Annotated in this window: 19 protein-coding genes; 6 read left to right on the plus strand and 13 right to left on the minus strand. The window is 40.5% G+C overall.

Translation table 11 applies throughout. From position 1 onward, the window contains the following. Nucleotides 1–539 precede the first annotated feature (539 nt). A complete protein-coding gene (locus H9L23_RS15075) occupies nucleotides 540–1022 on the minus strand; it encodes a hypothetical protein (RefSeq protein ID WP_187591189.1) in 483 nt (160 codons plus the stop codon). A gap of 571 nt (nucleotides 1023–1593) precedes the next feature. Here H9L23_RS15075 and H9L23_RS15080 point away from each other — a divergent pair. Beyond that, a complete protein-coding gene (locus H9L23_RS15080) occupies nucleotides 1594–1962 on the plus strand; it encodes a DUF7674 family protein (RefSeq protein ID WP_187591190.1) in 369 nt (122 codons plus the stop codon). A gap of 6 nt (nucleotides 1963–1968) precedes the next feature. Beyond that, the gene (locus H9L23_RS15085; protein ID WP_187591191.1) at nucleotides 1969–2466 is read left to right on the plus strand and encodes a hypothetical protein; all 498 of its coding nucleotides are present in this window, start codon (nucleotides 1969–1971) and stop codon (nucleotides 2464–2466) included. Nucleotides 2467–2716: 250 nt separating this feature from the next. On the opposite strand, the gene metQ is transcribed toward H9L23_RS15085, so the two are convergent. The 3 genes from metQ to metN are packed head-to-tail and all read right to left on the minus strand — an operon-like array spanning nucleotide 2717 to nucleotide 5237. After that, a complete protein-coding gene (metQ, locus tag H9L23_RS15090; protein WP_187591192.1) occupies nucleotides 2717–3538 on the minus strand; it encodes a methionine ABC transporter substrate-binding lipoprotein MetQ in 822 nt (273 codons plus the stop codon). An 18-nt stretch (nucleotides 3539–3556) separates the two neighbouring features. Beyond that, nucleotides 3557–4201, minus strand: coding sequence for a methionine ABC transporter permease MetI (gene metI / locus H9L23_RS15095; protein ID WP_394355221.1), 645 nt, complete (start codon nucleotides 4199–4201; stop codon nucleotides 3557–3559). A gap of 4 nt (nucleotides 4202–4205) precedes the next feature. Continuing rightward, nucleotides 4206–5237 (minus strand): methionine ABC transporter ATP-binding protein MetN, encoded by a 1032-nt coding sequence (metN, locus tag H9L23_RS15100; protein ID WP_187591194.1) that lies wholly within the window; start codon nucleotides 5235–5237, stop codon nucleotides 4206–4208. 333 nt (nucleotides 5238–5570) lie between these two features. On the opposite strand from metN, the gene H9L23_RS15105 reads away from it, so the two are divergent. Then, nucleotides 5571–6194: a hypothetical protein gene (locus H9L23_RS15105; RefSeq protein ID WP_187591195.1), complete on the plus strand. Its 624-nt coding sequence runs from the start codon at nucleotides 5571–5573 to the stop codon at nucleotides 6192–6194. A gap of 20 nt (nucleotides 6195–6214) precedes the next feature. Then, nucleotides 6215–6574, plus strand: coding sequence for a ferredoxin (locus H9L23_RS15110; RefSeq protein ID WP_025143736.1), 360 nt, complete (start codon nucleotides 6215–6217; stop codon nucleotides 6572–6574). Between the two features lie 151 nt (nucleotides 6575–6725). On the opposite strand, the gene H9L23_RS15115 is transcribed toward H9L23_RS15110, so the two are convergent. The 4 genes from H9L23_RS15115 to H9L23_RS15130 all read right to left on the minus strand — a co-directional run bounded on the left by H9L23_RS15115 (nucleotide 6726) and on the right by H9L23_RS15130 (nucleotide 9871). Beyond that, the gene (locus H9L23_RS15115; RefSeq protein ID WP_187591196.1) at nucleotides 6726–7415 is read right to left on the minus strand and encodes an ATP-dependent Clp protease proteolytic subunit; all 690 of its coding nucleotides are present in this window, start codon (nucleotides 7413–7415) and stop codon (nucleotides 6726–6728) included. A 78-nt stretch (nucleotides 7416–7493) separates the two neighbouring features. Then, nucleotides 7494–7763: a hypothetical protein gene (locus H9L23_RS15120; protein ID WP_187591197.1), complete on the minus strand. Its 270-nt coding sequence runs from the start codon at nucleotides 7761–7763 to the stop codon at nucleotides 7494–7496. Then, a complete protein-coding gene (locus H9L23_RS15125) occupies nucleotides 7744–8304 on the minus strand; it encodes an RNA polymerase sigma factor (protein ID WP_187591198.1) in 561 nt (186 codons plus the stop codon). Before H9L23_RS15125 ends, H9L23_RS15120 begins: the two co-directional genes overlap by 20 nt. A gap of 574 nt (nucleotides 8305–8878) precedes the next feature. Further along, the gene (locus H9L23_RS15130; RefSeq protein WP_187591199.1) at nucleotides 8879–9871 is read right to left on the minus strand and encodes a helix-turn-helix domain-containing protein; all 993 of its coding nucleotides are present in this window, start codon (nucleotides 9869–9871) and stop codon (nucleotides 8879–8881) included. A gap of 159 nt (nucleotides 9872–10030) precedes the next feature. Here H9L23_RS15130 and H9L23_RS15135 point away from each other — a divergent pair, with 159 nt between their 5' ends. Then, entirely contained in the window at nucleotides 10031–10651 is a 621-nt protein-coding gene (locus H9L23_RS15135; RefSeq protein ID WP_187591200.1) for a class I SAM-dependent methyltransferase, read from the plus strand. Between the two features lie 392 nt (nucleotides 10652–11043). Here H9L23_RS15135 and H9L23_RS15140 read toward each other — a convergent pair whose 3' ends face one another. After that, entirely contained in the window at nucleotides 11044–13302 is a 2259-nt protein-coding gene (locus H9L23_RS15140; protein WP_187591201.1) for a glycosyl hydrolase family 95 catalytic domain-containing protein, read from the minus strand. Between the two features lie 133 nt (nucleotides 13303–13435). Further along, entirely contained in the window at nucleotides 13436–14455 is a 1020-nt protein-coding gene (gene holA / locus H9L23_RS15145) for a DNA polymerase III subunit delta (RefSeq protein WP_187591202.1), read from the minus strand. Between the two features lie 232 nt (nucleotides 14456–14687). On the opposite strand from holA, the gene H9L23_RS15150 reads away from it, so the two are divergent. Beyond that, nucleotides 14688–15146, plus strand: coding sequence for a type I restriction enzyme HsdR N-terminal domain-containing protein (locus H9L23_RS15150; protein WP_187591203.1), 459 nt, complete (start codon nucleotides 14688–14690; stop codon nucleotides 15144–15146). 284 nt (nucleotides 15147–15430) lie between these two features. On the opposite strand, the gene H9L23_RS15155 is transcribed toward H9L23_RS15150, so the two are convergent. From H9L23_RS15155 to H9L23_RS15165, 3 genes are all read right to left on the minus strand, one after another. Next, nucleotides 15431–16624, minus strand: a complete 1194-nt coding sequence (locus H9L23_RS15155; RefSeq protein WP_187591204.1) for a Gfo/Idh/MocA family protein — start codon at nucleotides 16622–16624, stop codon at nucleotides 15431–15433. Between the two features lie 320 nt (nucleotides 16625–16944). Next, nucleotides 16945–18309 carry a 3-keto-disaccharide hydrolase gene (locus H9L23_RS15160; RefSeq protein WP_187591205.1) on the minus strand — a complete coding sequence of 455 codons (1365 nt, stop codon included), beginning with the start codon at nucleotides 18307–18309 and terminating at the stop codon, nucleotides 16945–16947. A 121-nt stretch (nucleotides 18310–18430) separates the two neighbouring features. Then, on the minus strand, nucleotides 18431–19786 hold the full coding sequence (locus tag H9L23_RS15165) for a Gfo/Idh/MocA family protein (RefSeq protein ID WP_187591206.1): 1356 nt from the start codon (nucleotides 19784–19786) through the stop codon (nucleotides 18431–18433). Nucleotides 19787–19978 lie beyond the last annotated feature (192 nt).

The raw sequence follows: 19978 nt of genomic DNA on the forward strand, positions 1-19978 counted from the left end.
GCATTTCTCTTGTAAAGAGGAGATCGATCAATCCTTTCAGGTATCCTAAGTGTGCATTCATACATTGCATACGCGGCACGCGTGCGCCAGCGAACGAAACTATTCTTTCTACTTCGGAACAACCTTTTTATACCTCCGAACACCATTATTGCTGTTCCGAGCAACCTTTTTCCAGTAGCGAAGCTATTCGTTCTACTTCGGAAGGACATTTTTGCACCTCCGAACACCATTATTGCTCTTCCGAGCAACCTTTTGCTAGCAGCGAAGCTATTCTTTGTACTTCGGAAGGACATTTTTGTACCTCCAAACACCATTATTGCTCTTCCGAGCAACCTTTTTCTAGTAGCGAAGCTATTCGTTCTACTTCGGAAGGACATTTTTGCACCTCCGAACACCATTATTGCTCTTCCGAGCAACCTTTTTCTAGTAGCGAAGCTATTCGTTCTACTTCGGAAGGACATTTTTGCACCTCCGAACACCAAATTGGTCTTCGGAGGTACTTTTAAATAGTGATAAAAGGCCTTTTTCGAAAAATCAACTTATTGTTCCGGTGTAGTATTATGTTTTCCGCGGCCAGGGAAACGTTGTTTCAGGTCATCGCAAATGGCCTGGATCCCTGGAATATTGGAACGGCTGGCCCCTTTTATAGAATGGTAGATCACCAAAGCGGCTTCGTAAGCTTCGGCACCGGCAACCATGCCCGTATCTTCCATGGCGCGCAGCAGGGTACTAAGCTGCTGGAAAATGCCATAGATATCGGAACTCAGTTTATTATCTTTTCTGGCTTCGGCCAAATTGATATAATTGGGTACCAGGGCTGGGTTCTGCGTGGCATACTCGAGCGTTTTGTTTACAAAAGCCAGGGTTTTATCGCCCATTTTAAGCATTGATTTTCGCTCTGCAGCTGTTAAATTAATGACTAAAACTGGTGCTAAAGCAGTTTTTAATTGCTCGAATGCAGCTGAAATAGCTTCTGATTGGTCTGCGGTGATTTCAGTTGAAATCCTGTTACTTAAACTCATAGTAAATGGTTTTTAATTAAATATTAAGGTTAATTGGCACTCCTATAAAAATTTGGGATGAATTAACCATTTACCATGGGATAGCTGGGATAATGGTTTTACTGCGGGATATACTGAGTTAAATATAAGAAATGGATGGGAAAGGAAATATATTTTATTAAAATTTTTGGTTGATATTTTATTTAAGAGATAGATGAAATAGAGACCGTCGCTAGCGCACGCGTATCGCGTGCGCATTTTAATATTATCACTACAACTCGCCAAGTTAACAACGATCTTATGAAAGCTGAAATACTTAAATATAGTTACTGGGATTTTAAATTCTAAGGGTTATACTTGTACCAAAAGACACAAGGGAATATTTTCACACGCGTAACGCGTGCGCCAGCGAGGGGAACTTATCAAGCATATAAAATTTTCATTTCAAGCACTGGACCAAAAAATGACGAAGAAAGAAAATACCTGACCGATAATTACTTTGGTTATTATATAAGACCATCCACGTCACCATAACGCGGGCTTTGCGTCAGAAGAGTTGATGTGGAAGTTACCCAAATAAAGATATAGTAAGATGACGAATGATCACTATTTTGATGAACTTATAATCGCTTTTCCTTCGCTAAAGTCGGAAATCCTAAAAGAGGATACCGAAATGATTCATTGGCGTATGGAAATATTTGCAGATTATACTAAAGAACAAATAAAAAGAGATAACAAAATTGAACTCACCAAATGCTTTAATTTTCAAGAATCAAAAATTGACTTAATGACTTCGGACTTACTAAATGCATTAACGGTATCCTATTGCGAGTCGATATTATTAGGAGGATGTGGTGATAGGATGAAAGATTTGATTTATTTAATGCCTCCAAAACTAAAGTTCATATATATTGACTATGAGAAATCGTATAATGAGCTTGCTAATAAAAGCAGCCAATAAAAAATTATGTCAGGGATAGATATTTATAAACACAAATTACTAGGCTTTATTGAATGCCCCTCAACAAATAGTTTTGTCGATTCAAATGAGGGAACAAGAAGAATTGGCGTATATCAGCTTCTTGAAAACATACCACCAGACGAAAAATATTTTGATGGCAGAATAGGTGATATACTTTTAGGAGCTGGTAATGGAGAAGCACCGGCATTTAGGATATCAAACCCAATTGCCTTTCAATTTTTCACATTAAATGAAGCCGAGTTTTATGACTTAGAATTTGATAATTTAACCGATATATTTAAAGCTTTTTGGTCACCAACCAAATCTTATATCCTTTGTGAGGGATTTCTAAAACTCGGCTGGACAGTCGAAACAGATATTGAAATGTGGTTGGCTGAAAATGTTTGTAAATTACTGATATCTACAGTTGACGACTACTCAATTTACAGGACGGAGCAATTGGACTTAAGTACAAATCTGTCTTTTTTCGACGTTACTAACTGAAAAGAGATCGATCTCATGGCCGGGGGCGTTGAGACTTGCGCCAGATATGGAATATTTATAATAAAGAATCAGTGTAACCAAAATTCCCCCAACAGCACTTACTACAGGGAGAATTTCATTTGATTTAAACTATGATCTGATTAACGCCTTATCGCATATTGAAACCTGGCTCCTTAGACTTATCGCTAGAAAGATCTCGTGAAAATGCAAACCAGCAGGAAGTTATTTAAAGTAATGAATCCGGTATTTCCTACCAGCCTTTTATCGCTCCTCCTTTAAAAGCAACCTTTGCTGCTTCTTCCACTTCGGGTGATTGATATGCTTTTACAAAACGTTTAACCTTATCGTCATCCTTATTATCTTCGCGGGCAACAATGGCGTTTACATAGGGTGATTTACTGTCTTCTATAAAAAGGCCGTCACGGGTAGAAACCAAACCAATAGGTGCCGCAAAAGTATTGTTGATTACCGCAATAGTTACATTGGCATCATCCAGCGATCTTGGTAACTGTGGTGCTTCAAGCTCAAGGATTTTCAGTTTCTTAGGGTTTTCGGTTACATCATTAAGCGTTGGTAAAAGGCCTACACCTGCTTTAAGTTTAATCAGTCCGGCTGTTTGAAGCAACAATAACGAACGGCCGCTATTGGTGGGGTCGTTTGGAATAATGATGGTACTTTCATCTTTAAGCTCTTTAAGGCTTTTAATTTTCCGGGAGTAACCTGCAATAGGATAAACAAAGGTATTGCCAACGATGGCAAATTTGTAACCACGCTGCTTTGCCTGTACATCCAGGTAAGGTTTATTCTGATAAGCATTGGCATCAATATCGCCTTGATGAAGCGCCTCGTTAGGCATTACATAATCGTTAAACTGTACCAGCTCCACATCAAGATTGTATTTTTCTTTGGCTACCTTTTGGGCAACCTGTGCAATGGTATATTCGGGACCGGATTCTACGCCGACAATAATGTGGTTGGGATCATTTTTTTTAGCCCCGCCACTGCAAGCCGCAAGAAGGGTTATGGATAATATTAACGCTGAATTAAAACGTTTTTTGAAAGTGATATTCATTTTATAGGATTTTATTTTTTATTTTCTGTGGTCAAAATATTTTGAGAGGCGATCGCCTCCAAACTGGATAAGGAAAACGATGATCACGAGCAATACCAAAACGGTATTCATCACCAAAACATCGTAGCCGATATAACCATACTGGTAACCGATCTGCCCAAGTCCGCCCGCACCAACAGCACCGCCCATTGCCGAATAGCCAACAAGGGTAATGAGGGTAATTGATGCACTGTTGATAATTGCCGGTAAAGCTTCGGGCAGCAGAACTTTTCTGATGATCTGCATGGGCCTTGCCCCTAATGCCCTGGCCGCTTCGATAAGTCCATAAGGAATTTCCAGCAGGCTGTTCTCAATCATCCTGGCAATAAAAGGTGCTGCACCTATGCTTAGCGGAACAAGTGCTGCCTTTACACCGATTGAAGTACCAACCAAAGCCCTGGTAAAAGGAATCATCCAGACAATTAAAATAATAAATGGAATAGACCGGAAAATGTTCACCAGAATGGCTAATACACGATTTAATAACGGATGCTCCAAAATCTGCCCTTTTCGTGTAATAAAAAGCAGTATACCGGTTGGCAGGCCCAAAACAAAGCCAAAGAAACCCGAAACAAAAGTCATTACAATGGTTTCTAACGTGCCGCTCAATAAGAGCCTAATCATAGATTCAGACATAACCCAGCACCTCCGCACCGATATTTAAAGTTTTATAATAGTTGATTGCCCTGGAGTGGTTTTCTGCATTTCCCTGCGCTTCTACCAGGATGGTCCCGAATTTTATCCCGGCTGCATGTTCAATCTGGGCAGTAATGATATTGTTGTTTACGCCAAAAAGTCCTGCAACCTCTGATAATACCGCACTATCGGCAGAATCGCCATTGAAAGTGAGCCTGATAATCGGGTTACCTGATCCGGCAGTATTTAATTTAATGCGTTCTTCATATTCCCTAGGCAATGTTACCTTAATGGAAGATGAAATGAATTTTTTAGCCAGTTCGCTTTTGGGATGTGAAAATATCTCGCTCACCGCACCCTGTTCTACCAGTTTGCCTCCGCTAATGATGGCTACTTCATCGCAGATTGCTTTTACCACCTGCATTTCGTGTGTAATGAGCAATATGGTAATGCCAAATTTCTCGTTGGTATCTTTTAAAAGTTTCAAAATGGAAGTGGTGGTCTCCGGATCAAGTGCACTGGTGGCCTCATCACAAAGCAATACCTTTGGGCTGGCAGCAAGGGTGCGCGCAATGGCAACACGCTGTTTTTGTCCACCCGAAAGACTTACCGGATAATCTGCATGTTTATCCGCCAGGCCAACAAAGTTCAATAGTTCAGAAACCCGTTCCCGGATCTTTGTTTTGGAAGCACCTTCCAGTTCGAGTGGAAAGGCTACATTCTGATAAACTGTTCTGGAAGAAAGCAGATTGAAGTGCTGGAATATCATTCCGATCTGCCTGCGTTCTCTGGCCAGCTCAGCGCCTGAGAGTTGCATCAGGTTTTTGCCATCGATATACACTTCACCCGATGTTGGCTGCTCGAGCAGGTTTGCACACCTGATAAGGGTACTTTTTCCTGCTCCCGATGCCCCTATTACCCCAAATATTTTACCTTTGGGCACATTTATCGAAACACCTGAAAGCGCGGTTATTGTTCTATCGCGAAGTACAAATGTTTTGGTTATATTATTTAATCTTATCATTTAATTTTCAAAAGCAAATCAATAAAGCTACGTGGTAAATGCCAAATAAAACTTTGGGCATGCAAATATATAAAACCTATAGGGATTATAGCTTTATATAATTTCCTTTGCTTCAAAGTGCGCTACAGGAAATGCCGTTTTGTACCCGGCCCCGATGCCAGGCTTTTGAGTGTGGATGCGGCCAAATCGACCTCTTCTGCAGTGGTATAAGCTTAAATAGTCAAATATTAGTGCTGGAATTTTAAATGCTAAGGGTTATATTTGTACAAAGCATAAGGGAATATTTTCACACGCGGCACGCGTGCGCGATCGGAATAGCTAAGAATAACAAACATGACAAACAGTTTCATCGCAATTAAAGGTAACTTCTTCGACAAAGCAAACGAAATCTTTGAAATTTTTAAATACGTTGACACCAATCGAGACAAACAGTTTAACGACTGGCAGGAATTCAACGATTATTTATTTGATAATTATTTTGAGCTTGCAAATAAGGAAACGGCAATTAGAGGAATTTGGTCAGACAATGGCTGGACAATAATTAACGACCCTGAAATGGTGGATACGGTTGATGATGAAGCTTTAATACGGCTTTCAAAAGTTTTAGATACCGACATTTTAACATTCCTGATTCAAACTACTTCAAACTCATTTGGCTTTACTGTATATAACGACAACATCAAAAGACAATTTTTTGTTTCTGATGGAGAGGTAACTGATAATTCAGGCTTTCCCTTAGAACAAGAAAATGGTTTGAACATTAACGAGAATATTTTTTCTGACGACATTTTAGAGCTGGCAGGCAAATTTGGGATCGATTTGGAAGGAAAAAATAAACTTACCTATACCGTTAAACAACTTGCATATAATGACGAAATGAAAAAGGAACTTGTACAATTTAAACAACAGAAGCAAGAGACGATTGACGACAATAAGCCTTGGTGGAAGTTTTGGTAGTGACAAAATCATAATATTAAATGGAATTCCTGAAAAAGATCTTTTCAAAAAAGACAAAAGAGAATGATATACCGTTACCAGAAAGGTATCCTGAAAATTCGATGGGAGATTTTTATGTAGAGAACCAGGTTTGTATTGCCTGTGGTGCACCTGAGGCAGAAGCACCAGACTTAATGGAACATTCTAAAATTGAATATGGACACTGCTATTTTAAGAAACAACCTACAACCACTGACGAATTAGACCGCGCAATTAATGCAATGCAAGTGTCATGTATTTCAGGCATTAGATATGGTGGCAAAGACAAAGCAATACTTAAAAGACTTTACGATTTAGATTTGCAAACAGAATGTGATTATAAATTAGAGGATTTAGAATAACCCAATATAATCACAAGTCTTAGCGTTTAGACCAAGAGCGATATGATTCGTACTTTAGCATATTTATTTCAAAATACAAGTCCGCCCCTAGCTTCTAACAGGGCCGGACTTGCGCCAGATCTATTTAAAACTCATATTTAATCAATAACCCCTAACCCTCACGCGTCAGCACCTCATCTATCATTCCAAATTCTTTTGCTTCGATGGCACTCATCCAGTAATCGCGACTGGCAATTTCATTGATCCGTTCATAACTTTGTCCGCTATGTTTCGCCAAAATATGGTACAAATCTGATTGTACTTTTATAACCTCTCTGATCCTGATATCCATATCAATGGCGGTTCCTTCTGCGCCACTGGAGGTTTGATGAATCATAACCCGCGAGTGCTGCAAAGCCGAACGTTTACCCGCAGCACCGGCACACAACAATACCGAGCCCATAGAAAGCGCAATGCCTGTACAGATTGTGGCCACATCAGGCGCGATAAACTGCATGGTATCGTAAATGCCGAAACCTGCATAAACCGATCCACCGGGCGAGTTGATATACAATTGAATGTCTTTTTGTGTATCAACAGACTGCAAAAAAAGCAATTGTGCCTGTATTACATTGGCATTCCGTTCATCAACGGCTTCGCCTAAAAAAATGATCCTGTCCATCATCAGCCGCGAGAAAACATCCATTTGTGCCACATTCAGCTGGCGTTCTTCCGTAATGTAAGGCGTCATGGCAACAGGCAGGGTATAAGCAGCAGTTCTGCCCATATACTGATCTACATACAGGCTGTTTAAGCCCTGGTGTTTTACCGCATAAAGGCGGAATTCTTTGTTAATATCCATCGTATTAATTTTAAATTTAGGGCATAGCGATGCCCCTGCCCCGATAATGGCGCATGATTTATATATTATCTTAATTGTTTATTTGCGGAATAAACGCATAACCTGTTGCCTGAAGCTTTGATGCTCAGCGGTATTAAACAGCGTTTCGTGGATGTTATTGATTTCGTTTTTCAGCTGTTTCCGGCCATAATCACGCACCGTATGGTAGGTTTTATTTTGCCAGTACACTTGTTGCTTCAGTTCGGGCTGCAGGATCATTTTGGCTTCGAACAGGAAACTTTCTCCATCCTTAGCATCCGACAGCAAATAATGCTCAATTAAACGGAGCTCATTCAACGATGTCTTCATATTTTAAGGATTTTGCTTTAACGGTTTCTTTCACTTTTTCGAGGCATTTAAATTTCTGGGCCGTTGCAGAGCGTGCCCCCGAAAAGCCAAAACGCCCGGCCAGTGTCTCCATATCTAATTTTTCATAATAAAAAGCACTGAGCAATTGCATGCATTTCTGTCCGGCCTGTTCCAGTAAATGCATCAGTTTCCCTGAAGAAACTTCCTCGTATCCGGTATCTGCCAAATCGATCTCTTCGTTAAAAACAAAGCCAAAGGAACCAAGGGTAACCTGCCTGTCGTTTTCCTGATAACGTTTGATCCATAAATATTTGGCGATCCCAAATAAATAGGCTTTCTCCTGGTACTTCAGCTTCAGTCCCGAAGCCTGCACTTTTTCATAATACACCACCAGTGCATCCTGAAAAATATCTTTCGCCTCCTCAAATGATCCGCCCATCTTGCTGATGTGCCTTGCCACCAAAGGAAAAGCTTCTTTATAGAGTTTCATAAAAAGGGCTTCGCGTTGGCTGGGCTTCTCTTTGATGGATGTTGCTGTCATGATTACTATGCTTTATATAGTATGTGGGGATTTTTGATCAGATATCACCTAAAATTAGTAATTATTTTTTGTGGGCGTTAGTTAATCTATTGTTCGGAAACATATTGTAAAAATTGCTTGGAGCGTTATGCCAGCTTGCTTTGAAATAACACAACCCTTACCGAAGTACGCTCGTCAATCCCAATCCTTATATTAATCCTACCTTGTGGAAAATTCTCTTTTAAGGAAAATTTAGGCATTATACTAGCTTGCTTTGAAATAACACAGCCCCCACCGAAGCACGCCCGTCAATCCCCAAGGGCCAGGGAAATCAAAAAAACAGGTGCAGTCCAGGTAAATTGGCACTAACAAACCTGAAACGCAGTGGTTTTGTGTTCATAACGATGATTTAATTTTAAAAAATATTGAACACAAAACGAAGTGCCGCTGTTTTTTTGATGCGCATGGGATTGTGCAAAAGGCTCATTGCCGGATTGACGAAGCGCTTTGGGTACTTTGGCGCTCCAAAGTACCATGCCCCCGCGGCATAGAGCGGAAGAAGAATCACACTTTAGCGCACTAATGAATTCCCATCTTACCCCTTCAACTTACCCGGTGTTACCGCAAATTTCTTTCTAAAAGCATTGCTGAAGTGCTGCACAGAGGAATAACCGAGCATAAAGGCCACCGATTTTATGGACAGGCCTTCGAGTAGCAACTCTTTCGCATGGTTAAGTCTGTAATCGCTTAAATAACCGAATATGCTGTTATCAAACAATCCCTTAAAACCCTGTTTAAGTTTAAATTCGTTAATGCCGCATAATTTAGCCAGTTCGGCAACGGATGGTGGCTGGTGAATATTGGCAATAAGGTAATCCCTTGCATGATAAATACAGTCCCTGTCGTAAGCAGAATGTAAAGCCAAAGGCTGTTTTTGGCTGATGTCCCGTTCAAAGGCTTCGGCCTGGAGCACAAGCAGTTCAATACATTTCGATTCGATAAACATACGTTTCAGGCCTTCGGGATAATCACAATCGAGAATATCGCGGATGCAGTGTTGCATGGCCCATGAAACGGGAAGGTTGTGCTCCGCCAGTTGCGTATAACGGCCAGCATCCGCATCATCGGCCAGAACCTGTAATGCTTTGGTAGAATGTTCTGCGAGCTGCAAAAACTTTTCTTTAGCAAAATGGACCTCAAAAAAGCGATAGCTGTGACCGGTATCATATTCGCCGGTACCATCAAGCTCAGGCATATAAATAATATTCTGCTGGTTGGAATTAAAGATATACTGCTGCTTATTTACCCGGTTATAAATGGTGCCATTGCCGGAAAGCGTAAAACGCAGTTTGATCATATCGGGTACATCATTGGTAGGGCTAAAATACATCTGATGTTGTTTAAACAGGATGTCGCCGTACACAATGTAAATACCAGGGATGTTGATCTGCACCAATTCGGCATCGCTAAAAGAAAAGCTGTATTTCTCCTTCCTTTCGGTAAGCAACCCTCCCTGAACAGGAAGATCATCAAAGCTGCCCCCTACCCTTTTCCAGGCCCCGTAATTCTTACCAACATTGATTCCCATAAAGGCAATGATCACAAAAAAAGCCGAACTAATGTAATGGGGTTATCCACAATTCGTTTTTTTGCAAAAGAAAATCCTTTTGATGTAAAAGTGTAAAGCTGCTATTTTTCAATTTTGCCCGAATTGCGAAATGCACCGCAAAAGATTAACTACTACACCATGGAGAAACAAGAAGACCTGAATACATTAACGCTAGATCAAAAATTTGACGTTCTCCCACCTAAAAACACCCTTATTTTTAAACTCTTACAACATTTACCCTTAAAAAAAGAGGCAAAAGTATTGGAAATCGGCCTGACGAATACCGAACACCTCTCCTATCTGTTTCAAAAAGCTGAAACCATTACTTATTCGGGCACCTATCTTACCGAAACTGCAATAAAAGAAACCTTTTCTACACATGAACCTGCTGGCAATGCAGTAGAACTAATTAAAACAACTGACCATGGACTAGATTTCGGGGATAATTCCTTCGATTGTTGTTTTACAGCGAACACCATTTATTTCTGGCCTGATCCGCTAAAATACTTAACTGAGAGCTACCGGGTGTTAAAACCAGATGGACAAATGAACCTTGTCTTTGTTGAAAAAAACTTTGGTGGCCACCTGCCATGGACACAGTTCGATTTTACATTTTATGAGATTGATGAAGTAAAAACGCTTTTCAAACAATCGGGATTTGTGAATATTGAAGTAAAGAAAATGACAGAGACAATTATGGATCAAAACGGGAAGGAAATCAGTAAACCTTTTATCATCATATCTGGCCAGAAAAAATAGTAGATCTGGCTAAATTTCACCCGACATAATCTTTAAGAGATTAAGGTAAATCGTTACGGAAGCAAATTTGATTCATGGAAGTTAAGCAATCATTCATGGAGTATTTATACCTTTTCACCTATTGTCTGTTTCAGCACAGCTTATTGTAATTTATTTTCGTGTAATCATATAATTTAATATACGCAGGTAACTAAACACCTCGAGCCAGGGAAATAGGAATATTGATCCTACTCAATAGTTATTATCTAACTGTGATATTAAAGATGACCATAAGAGGGGGCTTCCGGGATGATTTACCCCCTCTGCTTTTTTATTAAGGTTTGTGATTTCAGTTAATTAATAATGGCACAGGAATAATTCCTGAGCCATTATTTTTATTTCCTAAAAATGTATTATTCATAACCATTTTCGAAAGTTACAGTTTGCTGCTTTTTCAGGTTGACTTCCATAATTCCATCATTGTCCATTTTTACAAGTCCGGCAGGAAGATTTTTAACCACATAGGTTTTAAAAGGCAGTTTAATCCTTAACAGACCTGCTTTTTCTGCATAAATTTTCACCTGGGTTGGAACGCCATTTTCTTTGATACCACTAACCAGGAAAGCACCTTCAGTACGTAAGTTATTAAAAGTAACGTTTTGCCAGCTTTGTGGTACTGCCGGAAAAACCTGAATATAATTGCCTCTGCTTTGCAATAAAAGTTCCTGAACACCCTGTGCAAAGGCAAAATTACCTTCTAAGGTAAAAGGGCGGTAGGTAAAACCGGAGTATTGTCCTCCTTTTTGATCGCCGTTTAAATGAAAACTGTTTGGCGAACAGAAATTGGATGCAAAAATTTCAAGTTGTTTTACAGCCTTATCGGCCTGGTAAGCGCGGGCATATAAGGAAGCCATCCAGCTAAACGAATAACCACACCAGGCACGGGTACCAATTTCTTCTAAACGTTTTAGAGAATTATCGATAATGATTTTATCCTTTTCCTGGTTAACATCTAAGAGATCGAGCGGATAAATGGCCATATATTGCGACATGTGCCGGTGCGAACTGGTTAAATTTGATCCTGGCGCGACGGTGAAACCTGTTTCATTTATTTCATATTCGGGCAACTGACTAAGTATTTCCGTCCAGTGTTTACTTTCATCTATTTTGCCATTTGCTTTACTTACTTCGGATGCTGCTTTAAACAGGAACTTCGCCAATGAAAGATCGAAATTGGTCCAGTTTAAAAACCAGGCTTTAATGCTGTTGTCGTTATACTCCGGACTAGAGCTCAGTGGCAACATGCGTTTTCCATCTTTTAACCTTGTAATATTCTCCAGGTAAGTTGCAGCTTCGTGGATATAGGGATAGGCCCTGGTTTTAAGGAAAGCATCGTCCATGCTATATTTCCATTGCCAGTAAAAATGCTGCGAGGTCCATGCGCTCACAGTTGGCGAAAGCGCATACTGAATCCACCCACCCATTGGGTCGCCGTTTAAGGTAATTACCCCGGGAACATTTAAACCCTCCACAGCAAAATACTGCTTAGTGTAAGCCAGGTTCCGTTCCCTGATTTTCCATAACCAATCGGTAAAAGTTGCGCCTTCTGCCAAATGATTGGCGGTATAAGTTGGCCAATAACTCAATTGGGTATTTAAATCGTTGTGAAAATCTCCTTTCCAGGGTGGCAAACTGCCGTTATCGGCTGTCCAAACGGCTTGTAAAGTAATTGCGGGTGCACCTTTTCTCGCCACGCAGCCCAGTTTGTACATTTCTAAATAATATTGTTTCTGAATGAGTGGATCTGGAACAGTAATGTTTGATTTACCCCAAAAATCTTTCCACCATTTGGTATGGGCAACCCAGCCTGTAGGTTCTTTGGCAGTAGCAGAAATTGCAGCCAATGTTGCCGTTTTATCATTGCTGATGGTCCAGGAGCCAATTACATTACCATTCGGCATTTTTTTCCATTGCACCAATACCTCGTAATAATGTCCCTCGTAAGTAGGTTGGTGGTAGCGGATGCTATTGTTTGTATTGGTAACCGTTCCTTTTGCATAACCCAGTTTTTGCAAACCACTTCCGGCATGGCTGTTATCGCCTTTTTCTATCTGGCCATTGTTATAATTGTGAACGATTAAATCAGGTATAATGGCGGCTGATTTAAGGTTCCCGAAACTAAAATAACCCTGTACCCCGGTAGCATGGATATAACAGTTAAAAGTGGTTCCGTTTTCGAATTTTACGGTGTTTAGGGCTGTTTCTATATCCAGTTCGTTTGATTTGACTTTACCCAGCTTTGAAATATCAAATTCCATTGCTGCAGCGGGCAGTTTGGTTGGGTACGGACTGGTATCATAAGGTTCGTCGCCTATTTTTTGAACGGCAGCATAATTATTTTGATGCACCTGTTCTTCTACCCATTTAAAATTTAGCTTCGAAATATCAAAGGCCTTCCGTTCATCCCAGAGGTCGGCACGGTCTAAAGAAAGACGCAGTTTATTGTTCTTTTCCCAGATTAAAACGCCCAGCATGCCATTGCCCAAAGGCATGGCCTCATCCCATTTATTGGCCAGTTTGGGAAAGGAAAGGTTATAAGGTTTGAGCGATTGAGCGTAAATAAAGCTACTCATGCACTGAAGCATCAACAGTAAAAAGATTTTAGTTTTCATTTGTGTTTAGAAATGGTTAGCACCCGTAAGGGGGATCAACTTCTAAAATAATGATAATTGGCGAGACTAAAATCCTGAAAATTAGCGCAAACGTTTGACAGGTAATATAGAATACTATTCTGCTAATAAAAGATTAGTGCACAATCTTGAAAACAAGCTCTTTTAACAACTCTCCATCATCTACGTTCCCGGTACTATCCAAACCTTTGCTTTTTAAGTCGTATTCGCGAAGTAAACCAATAACCTGAAAAACTTTGCCGGTATTGTAATTGCGTGCCGCCACTTCGTAGTCTTTGATGAAAAAGGGCGGAACACCCAATGCAGATGCGGCATCGGCTTTATTGGGGATGTAATGATATTTTAAAAGCTTGGTGAAATAACCGCCTAAATTGGCCAAAACCATCACCGTTGGGTTCGCTTTTGGGTTGCTGGCAAAGTAATTAATGATTTTATTACATTTCAGCACATCGCGGATAGCCAGGGCTTTTTGCAGTTCGAAAACATTGTATTCTTTACTGATGCCGATATTTTTCTGAACGTGATCGGTACTAATCGTCATTTCTTTCGGAACATTCAGCATCAACTTCTCGATCTCGTTGGCAATTTTGGACAGATCGGTACCCAAATATTCGGCCATTAAGGCCGAGGCCTGCTGATCGATCTTGTAGCCTTTTTCTTTGATAAATTCTTCGATCCAGGGTACCAGTTTATAATCGCGCACAGGATCCGACTGAAAAATCAGTCCGCTTTTATTGATAGCCTTGTAGATTTTTTTACGTTTATCGAAATTGGCATATTTATAAGCCAATACTAAAATGGTACTTGTTAACGGTTTTTCGAAGTAATTGAGTACAAATTCGCCTTCTTTCGAACTGTCTTCTTTGCCCCATTTTAAATCCTGTGCTTCTTTAACAATCACCACCTGATAATCTGACATCATCGGATAACGCTTTGCAGCCCCCAAAACCGTAGCCATATCGGTATCTTTCCCATATAAAACCGTTTGATTGAAACCTTTTTCGGCATCGTTCAGCAGCTTATCCTCGATATAATCAGTCACCTGATCGATGTAATAAGATTCTTCACCATGCAATAAGTATACAGGCTTAAACTTTCGGGCTTTGATGTCTTTAATAATTTCGGCAGCAGTCATTGCCCGTAAAATTACGATTTAGGTTTAAGGATTTGAGTAAATGTTTATAAATTAAGAGATAGGAGATGATAGATTTGAGATGTGAGATATTAAATAGGAGATTTCCTTGCATTTCTTAAAATTAGCTAACTTTGAAGCTGCAATAATTGATAAATTGTTTTATTGTTGCACTGTTAACTGCAAATTGCAGATTGCTAATTGCCAACTGAAAACTGCCAACTGAAAACTGAAAATGTTTACCCCTACCCCGCTTAACCTTCCGCCTTATCCGTTTAAAATCAGTAAAAAGGATGGTGTGGTTTTTATTTTCGATGAACTTAGAAAGAAACACCTGGTGCTTACGCCAGAAGAATGGGTGCGTCAGCATTTTATACAGAACCTGATTGCAGAAAAGAAATTCCCGAGGACGTTGATCCAGATTGAAGGTGGTTTGGTGTTAAACCAGTTACAAAAACGAAGCGATATTTTGGTTTACAATACTGCGGGCGAAAAGCTGATGTTGATTGAATGTAAAGCCCCTAAGGTTAAAATTACGCCATCGGTATTCGATCAGGCTTCGAGGTACAATTCTATCCACCAGGCCAAATGGATTGTGCTAACCAATGGTTTGCAGCATGTTTATGCCAAAATGGATCTGGAGAAAGGCCGTTTTAATTTTGTAGAAGAAATGCCTGAATATTTGGGGTTGTGAGCAGTATTTGTCATCCTGAGGCACGAATGATCTTTATTTAATAGCATGATTGCAAAGAACGGTCGTCATTCCCGCGCATGCGGGAATCTTAAAGCGCTTGCATTACGATTATTCATAAGTTTCACTTGTTTCAAAGGTATTCATGGGCACTCCGTGGTTCCCAATCGACCCGATAGCTATCGGGTTGGGAATGACGATACTTCGAGACCATTCACCTTCTTAAAATTCCAATGTCATTTATAGTGATTTTTTTAACAATAAATCACCTCTCAGAATGATAAATACTATAAACTATACTCCGGCTTCCAAACCTGTTTATTACCGCTATAAATGGCCTCATTACACATGGCCACACAAATAGCGGCCTGTGTTCCGGTATTGATATTTGATGCAGGTTCTTTTTTAGTAGTTATCGATTTATAAAATTCGTCCAGCGCATAGTTTGTACCATCAATGGTGGGCTTATCCAAAATCGGGATTCCGCCGTCTTTATTGACTACGATTTTTGTTGCCCCGGTTACCCCATCAACAATGCCAAGCTCTTTTCTGGTACTTTCTTCAGGATAAAATAAGCCTGTGTTGGTGAGCAAAGAAACCGAACCTTTAGTACCCTTTATTTTAAACAGGTAACCATCGTGCGCATTGCCACAAGTGGCCCCGAAATTGCCGATCATACCTTTTTCGTTATACCGCAAAATGGCCTGTATGTTATCATAAGTTTCGCGGCCATCCTTAAAAACATCTATTCCGCCTGATCCCATTATTTCATTGGGTTGCGTTTCGAAAGCCCAGTTGATAAAATCGATCTGATGTGAGAGCAGTTCAGCCGCTAATCCACCTGAATATTCCTTATACATCCGCCAGTTAATTTTTCGTTCCAAAGCCGGATCCGGAACAGCCCTGCGCCAATTCCCATTGCGGTCCCAACGACAATCGATCTGCGAAACTTTACCTAAATAACCGCTTTGGATCATGTCTTTCACTTTAAAATAAAGCGGCGAATATCGGTATTGATATCCTACCTGAAAAACCTGATTGGGGTATTTTTTAACCAGCTTTTTAAGTTCGAGTGCCTGTGCAATATTGTAGGTCATGGTTTTTTCTACGTACACATGTTTTCCTGCCAGCACAGCATCTTTGGCAATTTTGAAATGTTCGCTTAAAGGCGTGGCAATAAAAACCGCGCTGATTGTTTTATCGTCCAAAACCTTACGGTAATCTTTAATGGCTTTTGCATCGGCTGGAACATACTTTTCGGCCTCTTTAAGCCTAAAATCGAGCAAATCGCAATAAGCTTTGATCTTATATTTGGCCGGCATGGATTTAATTACCGATAGGACACCTTTGCCCCGGTCGCCACAACCAATCATGGCAACATTGATGATTTCATCAGCTACTAAATTTGCAAAACTCTGATTGCCCAAAAATAAACCAGAACCTATTAGGGCTGATGTTTTAACAAAAGATCGACGATGCATGATATGTTAATATTTTATTTCTTTAAGATTATGATTTGGAGCGCCAGGATAATACTGCTATTAAATGGTAGTCCCGCCAATGCTGCAATCTTTTTGTTACCGTTATCAGCCATTTGAGCGGAAATGCAACAAAAAGTATTTTCGCGTATGTCGGGGCTAGTCAACTTCTTTCAGTGCTAAATGGGTTAGTTTCACAGCACAAACGCTAATTATAAACCCGATTGAGCTAAATAGCCCGCTGAGAGGCACGAACAAGGCTATAAGCGAAAGCGGGACTGTAGGCCTCCATGTTGAATCAACGCTCATTTCAAATCAAAAACTTATAAAGTTTTGATTTTAATGGTCCTGAAATCCACTTTATTACCATGATCCTGTAGCAGGATATGTCCTTTTGGAGCCTCTCCAAAGTTTTTCCAATCTTTATATTTACTAATGGCAACGAGTTTTTTAAACTCTTCAGAGCCGCGGGTATATTCTAAAACTTTAACCCCATTTAAATAGTGTTCTACCTTGTTATTAGGATAAACCACTAAACGGCCATTGTTCCAGCTGCCGATTGGGCGCAGGTAACGTGCTTCTTTTTTAGCGGTCATTAAATCGTATAAGGAAGCCAGGGTGCGGTTACCATCTCTGCCCAGTTTGGCATCAGGATGTAATTCGTCATCCAAAACCTGGTATTCCAAGCCAATGGCCGAACCTGTATTTTTTTCGCTCAGCGTAACAAAATATTTCACTCCGCTGTTGGCGCCAGGTGTCAGTTTAAATTCGAAAGACAGATCGAAAGCTGCGTATTCCTCCTTAGTTACAATATCGCCACCATTGGTCGATTCTGCACCACCCGATGGCTCTACACTGATTACGCCATCGGCAATTTTCCATCCTTTTGCAGGGAAAGCCGTTTTATAAGCACCGATCCAGCCTGCATTACTTTTACCATCGAACAAGAGTTTATAACCTTCCGATTTTTCGTAAGCAGATAAAGTATTGGGCGTTAAATTAACGGTATAAATGCCTTTTGGAAAAGCTTTAGCCTTTAAACCTTCAGTTTGGATATTGATGTTTTTGAAATAAACCTTTTTGCCATCGTTATCGAGGTTATTGCCTATGCCGTGCACCTGTAAACCGATAAAACCCGATTTATCGAGCGTATCGATCACATAAGCAACCGGTGTTCCGTTTACCCAGGTTTTAAGTTCGTTGCCGATGCATTCTATTTTGTAATGGTTAAACTCATTCTTTTTGTACAAGGGTTTTGCTGCTGGATTAAGCTCTAAAGGATATAACCACAATCTTCTGGCTTCGTCGTAAATTCCGCCCGTCCAGGCTCTTGGCGTAGGGTCTATTTCAACTTGTCTTCCAAAAACCAAACCTTTGCCATTATTGCCTTCAGGTTTGATGTGGCTACGGGTCTGGATGCCAGAATTGGTGGTTTCACCTTCGAGTTTCACATCCAGTTCCAAAATGAAATCGCCATATTCTTTTTCGGTAATCAGGAACGAATTTGGCGTGCCTTTGGTCATAGTGCCCACAATCATTCCATCTTCAACTTTGTATGGTGCTGCACCTGCAACGGCTTTCCATCCCGTTAGTGTTTTACCATCAAACAAGGGTTTTGTTTTTTGGGCAGCGGCTGAAAGGCTAATCAGGGAAAGGGCTAGAATACTATATTTTTTGATATTTAACATGATAGGTTTATAAGATTTTATAGTCTTTAATTATTACAGAGGCTGTTTATTCCAAACTTCGGGAAAACAGTTTGTCTGCAAAAAAGATTGCTTCGTCATTCTTCCTCGCAATGACGGTACGCTAATATTTAAATACTTTTCCGTTTGCAATTACTTCTTGTTTGCCTTCATCGAAAACTGCTTTTGCACCGGTTCTTACGGCGGCATTGGTCATGATGTTGGCAATAGAGTGCGAATAACCGGCTTCAACAGGGGCATTAGGTGTTTTACGGCTACGTACACATTCCATCCAGTTGCGCATGTGGCCTGAGGTTAAGGCATCGCCACCCATATTGGCACCAGTTGCGGCTTTAACTTCGGTTTTGCTCAGATCAAACTCTGGTAAGAGATTGGCTTTCATGCCCATTGCTGAGGCTTCCTGCTGCCTTAATCCTCCTTTTGGCGATACTTTATTGGTAATTAAATTCAGCTCACCACCGTTTGAATAGTAAACCTCGCCTACATCACCCACACTATTCTGCATACGCGAAGTAAAGGTTACCTGAAAACCATCAGTTGAATCTGGCTGACCATAATCGAATACGGCAACCATCGAATCCCAGTTTCTACGGCCATCTTTCCAGGTATAAATACCACCATTGGCCACTACACTGCGAGGATGTTTTAAATTGGTAAACCAGTGTACAGTATCAATCTGGTGGCTCATCCACTGACCGGGCATACCCGAAGAATATGGCCAGAACAAGCGGTATTCTAAATATTTTCTTGGATCGAATGCCTCATTGGGGCGGTTTAACAAAAATCTTTTCCAATCAATGTCCTCTTCTTTTAATTTAGCAACCAAATCTGGTCGGCGCCACCTGCCCGGCTGGTTTACATTCCAAACCAGATCTACCGCGGTGATAGGCCCGAATTTTCCATCCTGAATAAATTTTGCCGCATTGGTGTAATTCTCTCCGCTCCTTCTCTGCGAACCAATCTGAACAATTTGTTTGCTCGCTTTAACTGCTTTGAATGCAGCCTTGGCATCATCCATGGTTTCGGCAAAAGGTTTTTCTACATAAGCATCGCAACTGGCTTTTACCGCTTCGATGGTGTGTAAAGCATGCTGAAAATCGGCTGTGCTGATAATTACGGCATCAAGATCTTTTGTAGCATAAAGTTCATCGTTATTGCGACAAGCTTTAATATCATGTCCAAACTTTGCCTTTAAATGCGCAATGCCCAGATCCCTACGGTAGTTCCAAAGATCGGAAAGGCCAACAATATCGAAATTCAGCTCCTTGTTGTGGTTCAGGAAACAAGGCAAAAGGGTGTCTTTAAAGCGGTCAGAAAATCCAACAACACCTACGCGTACCCTATCGTTAGCGCCAATAATGCGGCCATAACTTTTGGCACTCATGCCCATGGTACCCGCATAGGTTGCCGCAGCAAATATTGCTGATTGTTTGATGAATTTTCTTCTGGAATTTTCCATAGAATAAAACGGTTTAAATAAGGTTAGATAGCTTATATGTTAAACGATTTATAAGGTGTTTAACAGAATCCAAATTAGGATTTTTAGTTTAATAAATGGATGGGCTTAGGTAACAATTTAGAAAGGAATGGAGATGTGGAATGGAAGATGGAAAAAGTAAGAAGTAAGATGGGGAATGGATGAAAAAAAGAA

This window comes from Pedobacter roseus, assembly GCF_014395225.1.
GTDB lineage: Bacteria > Bacteroidota > Bacteroidia > Sphingobacteriales > Sphingobacteriaceae > Pedobacter > Pedobacter roseus.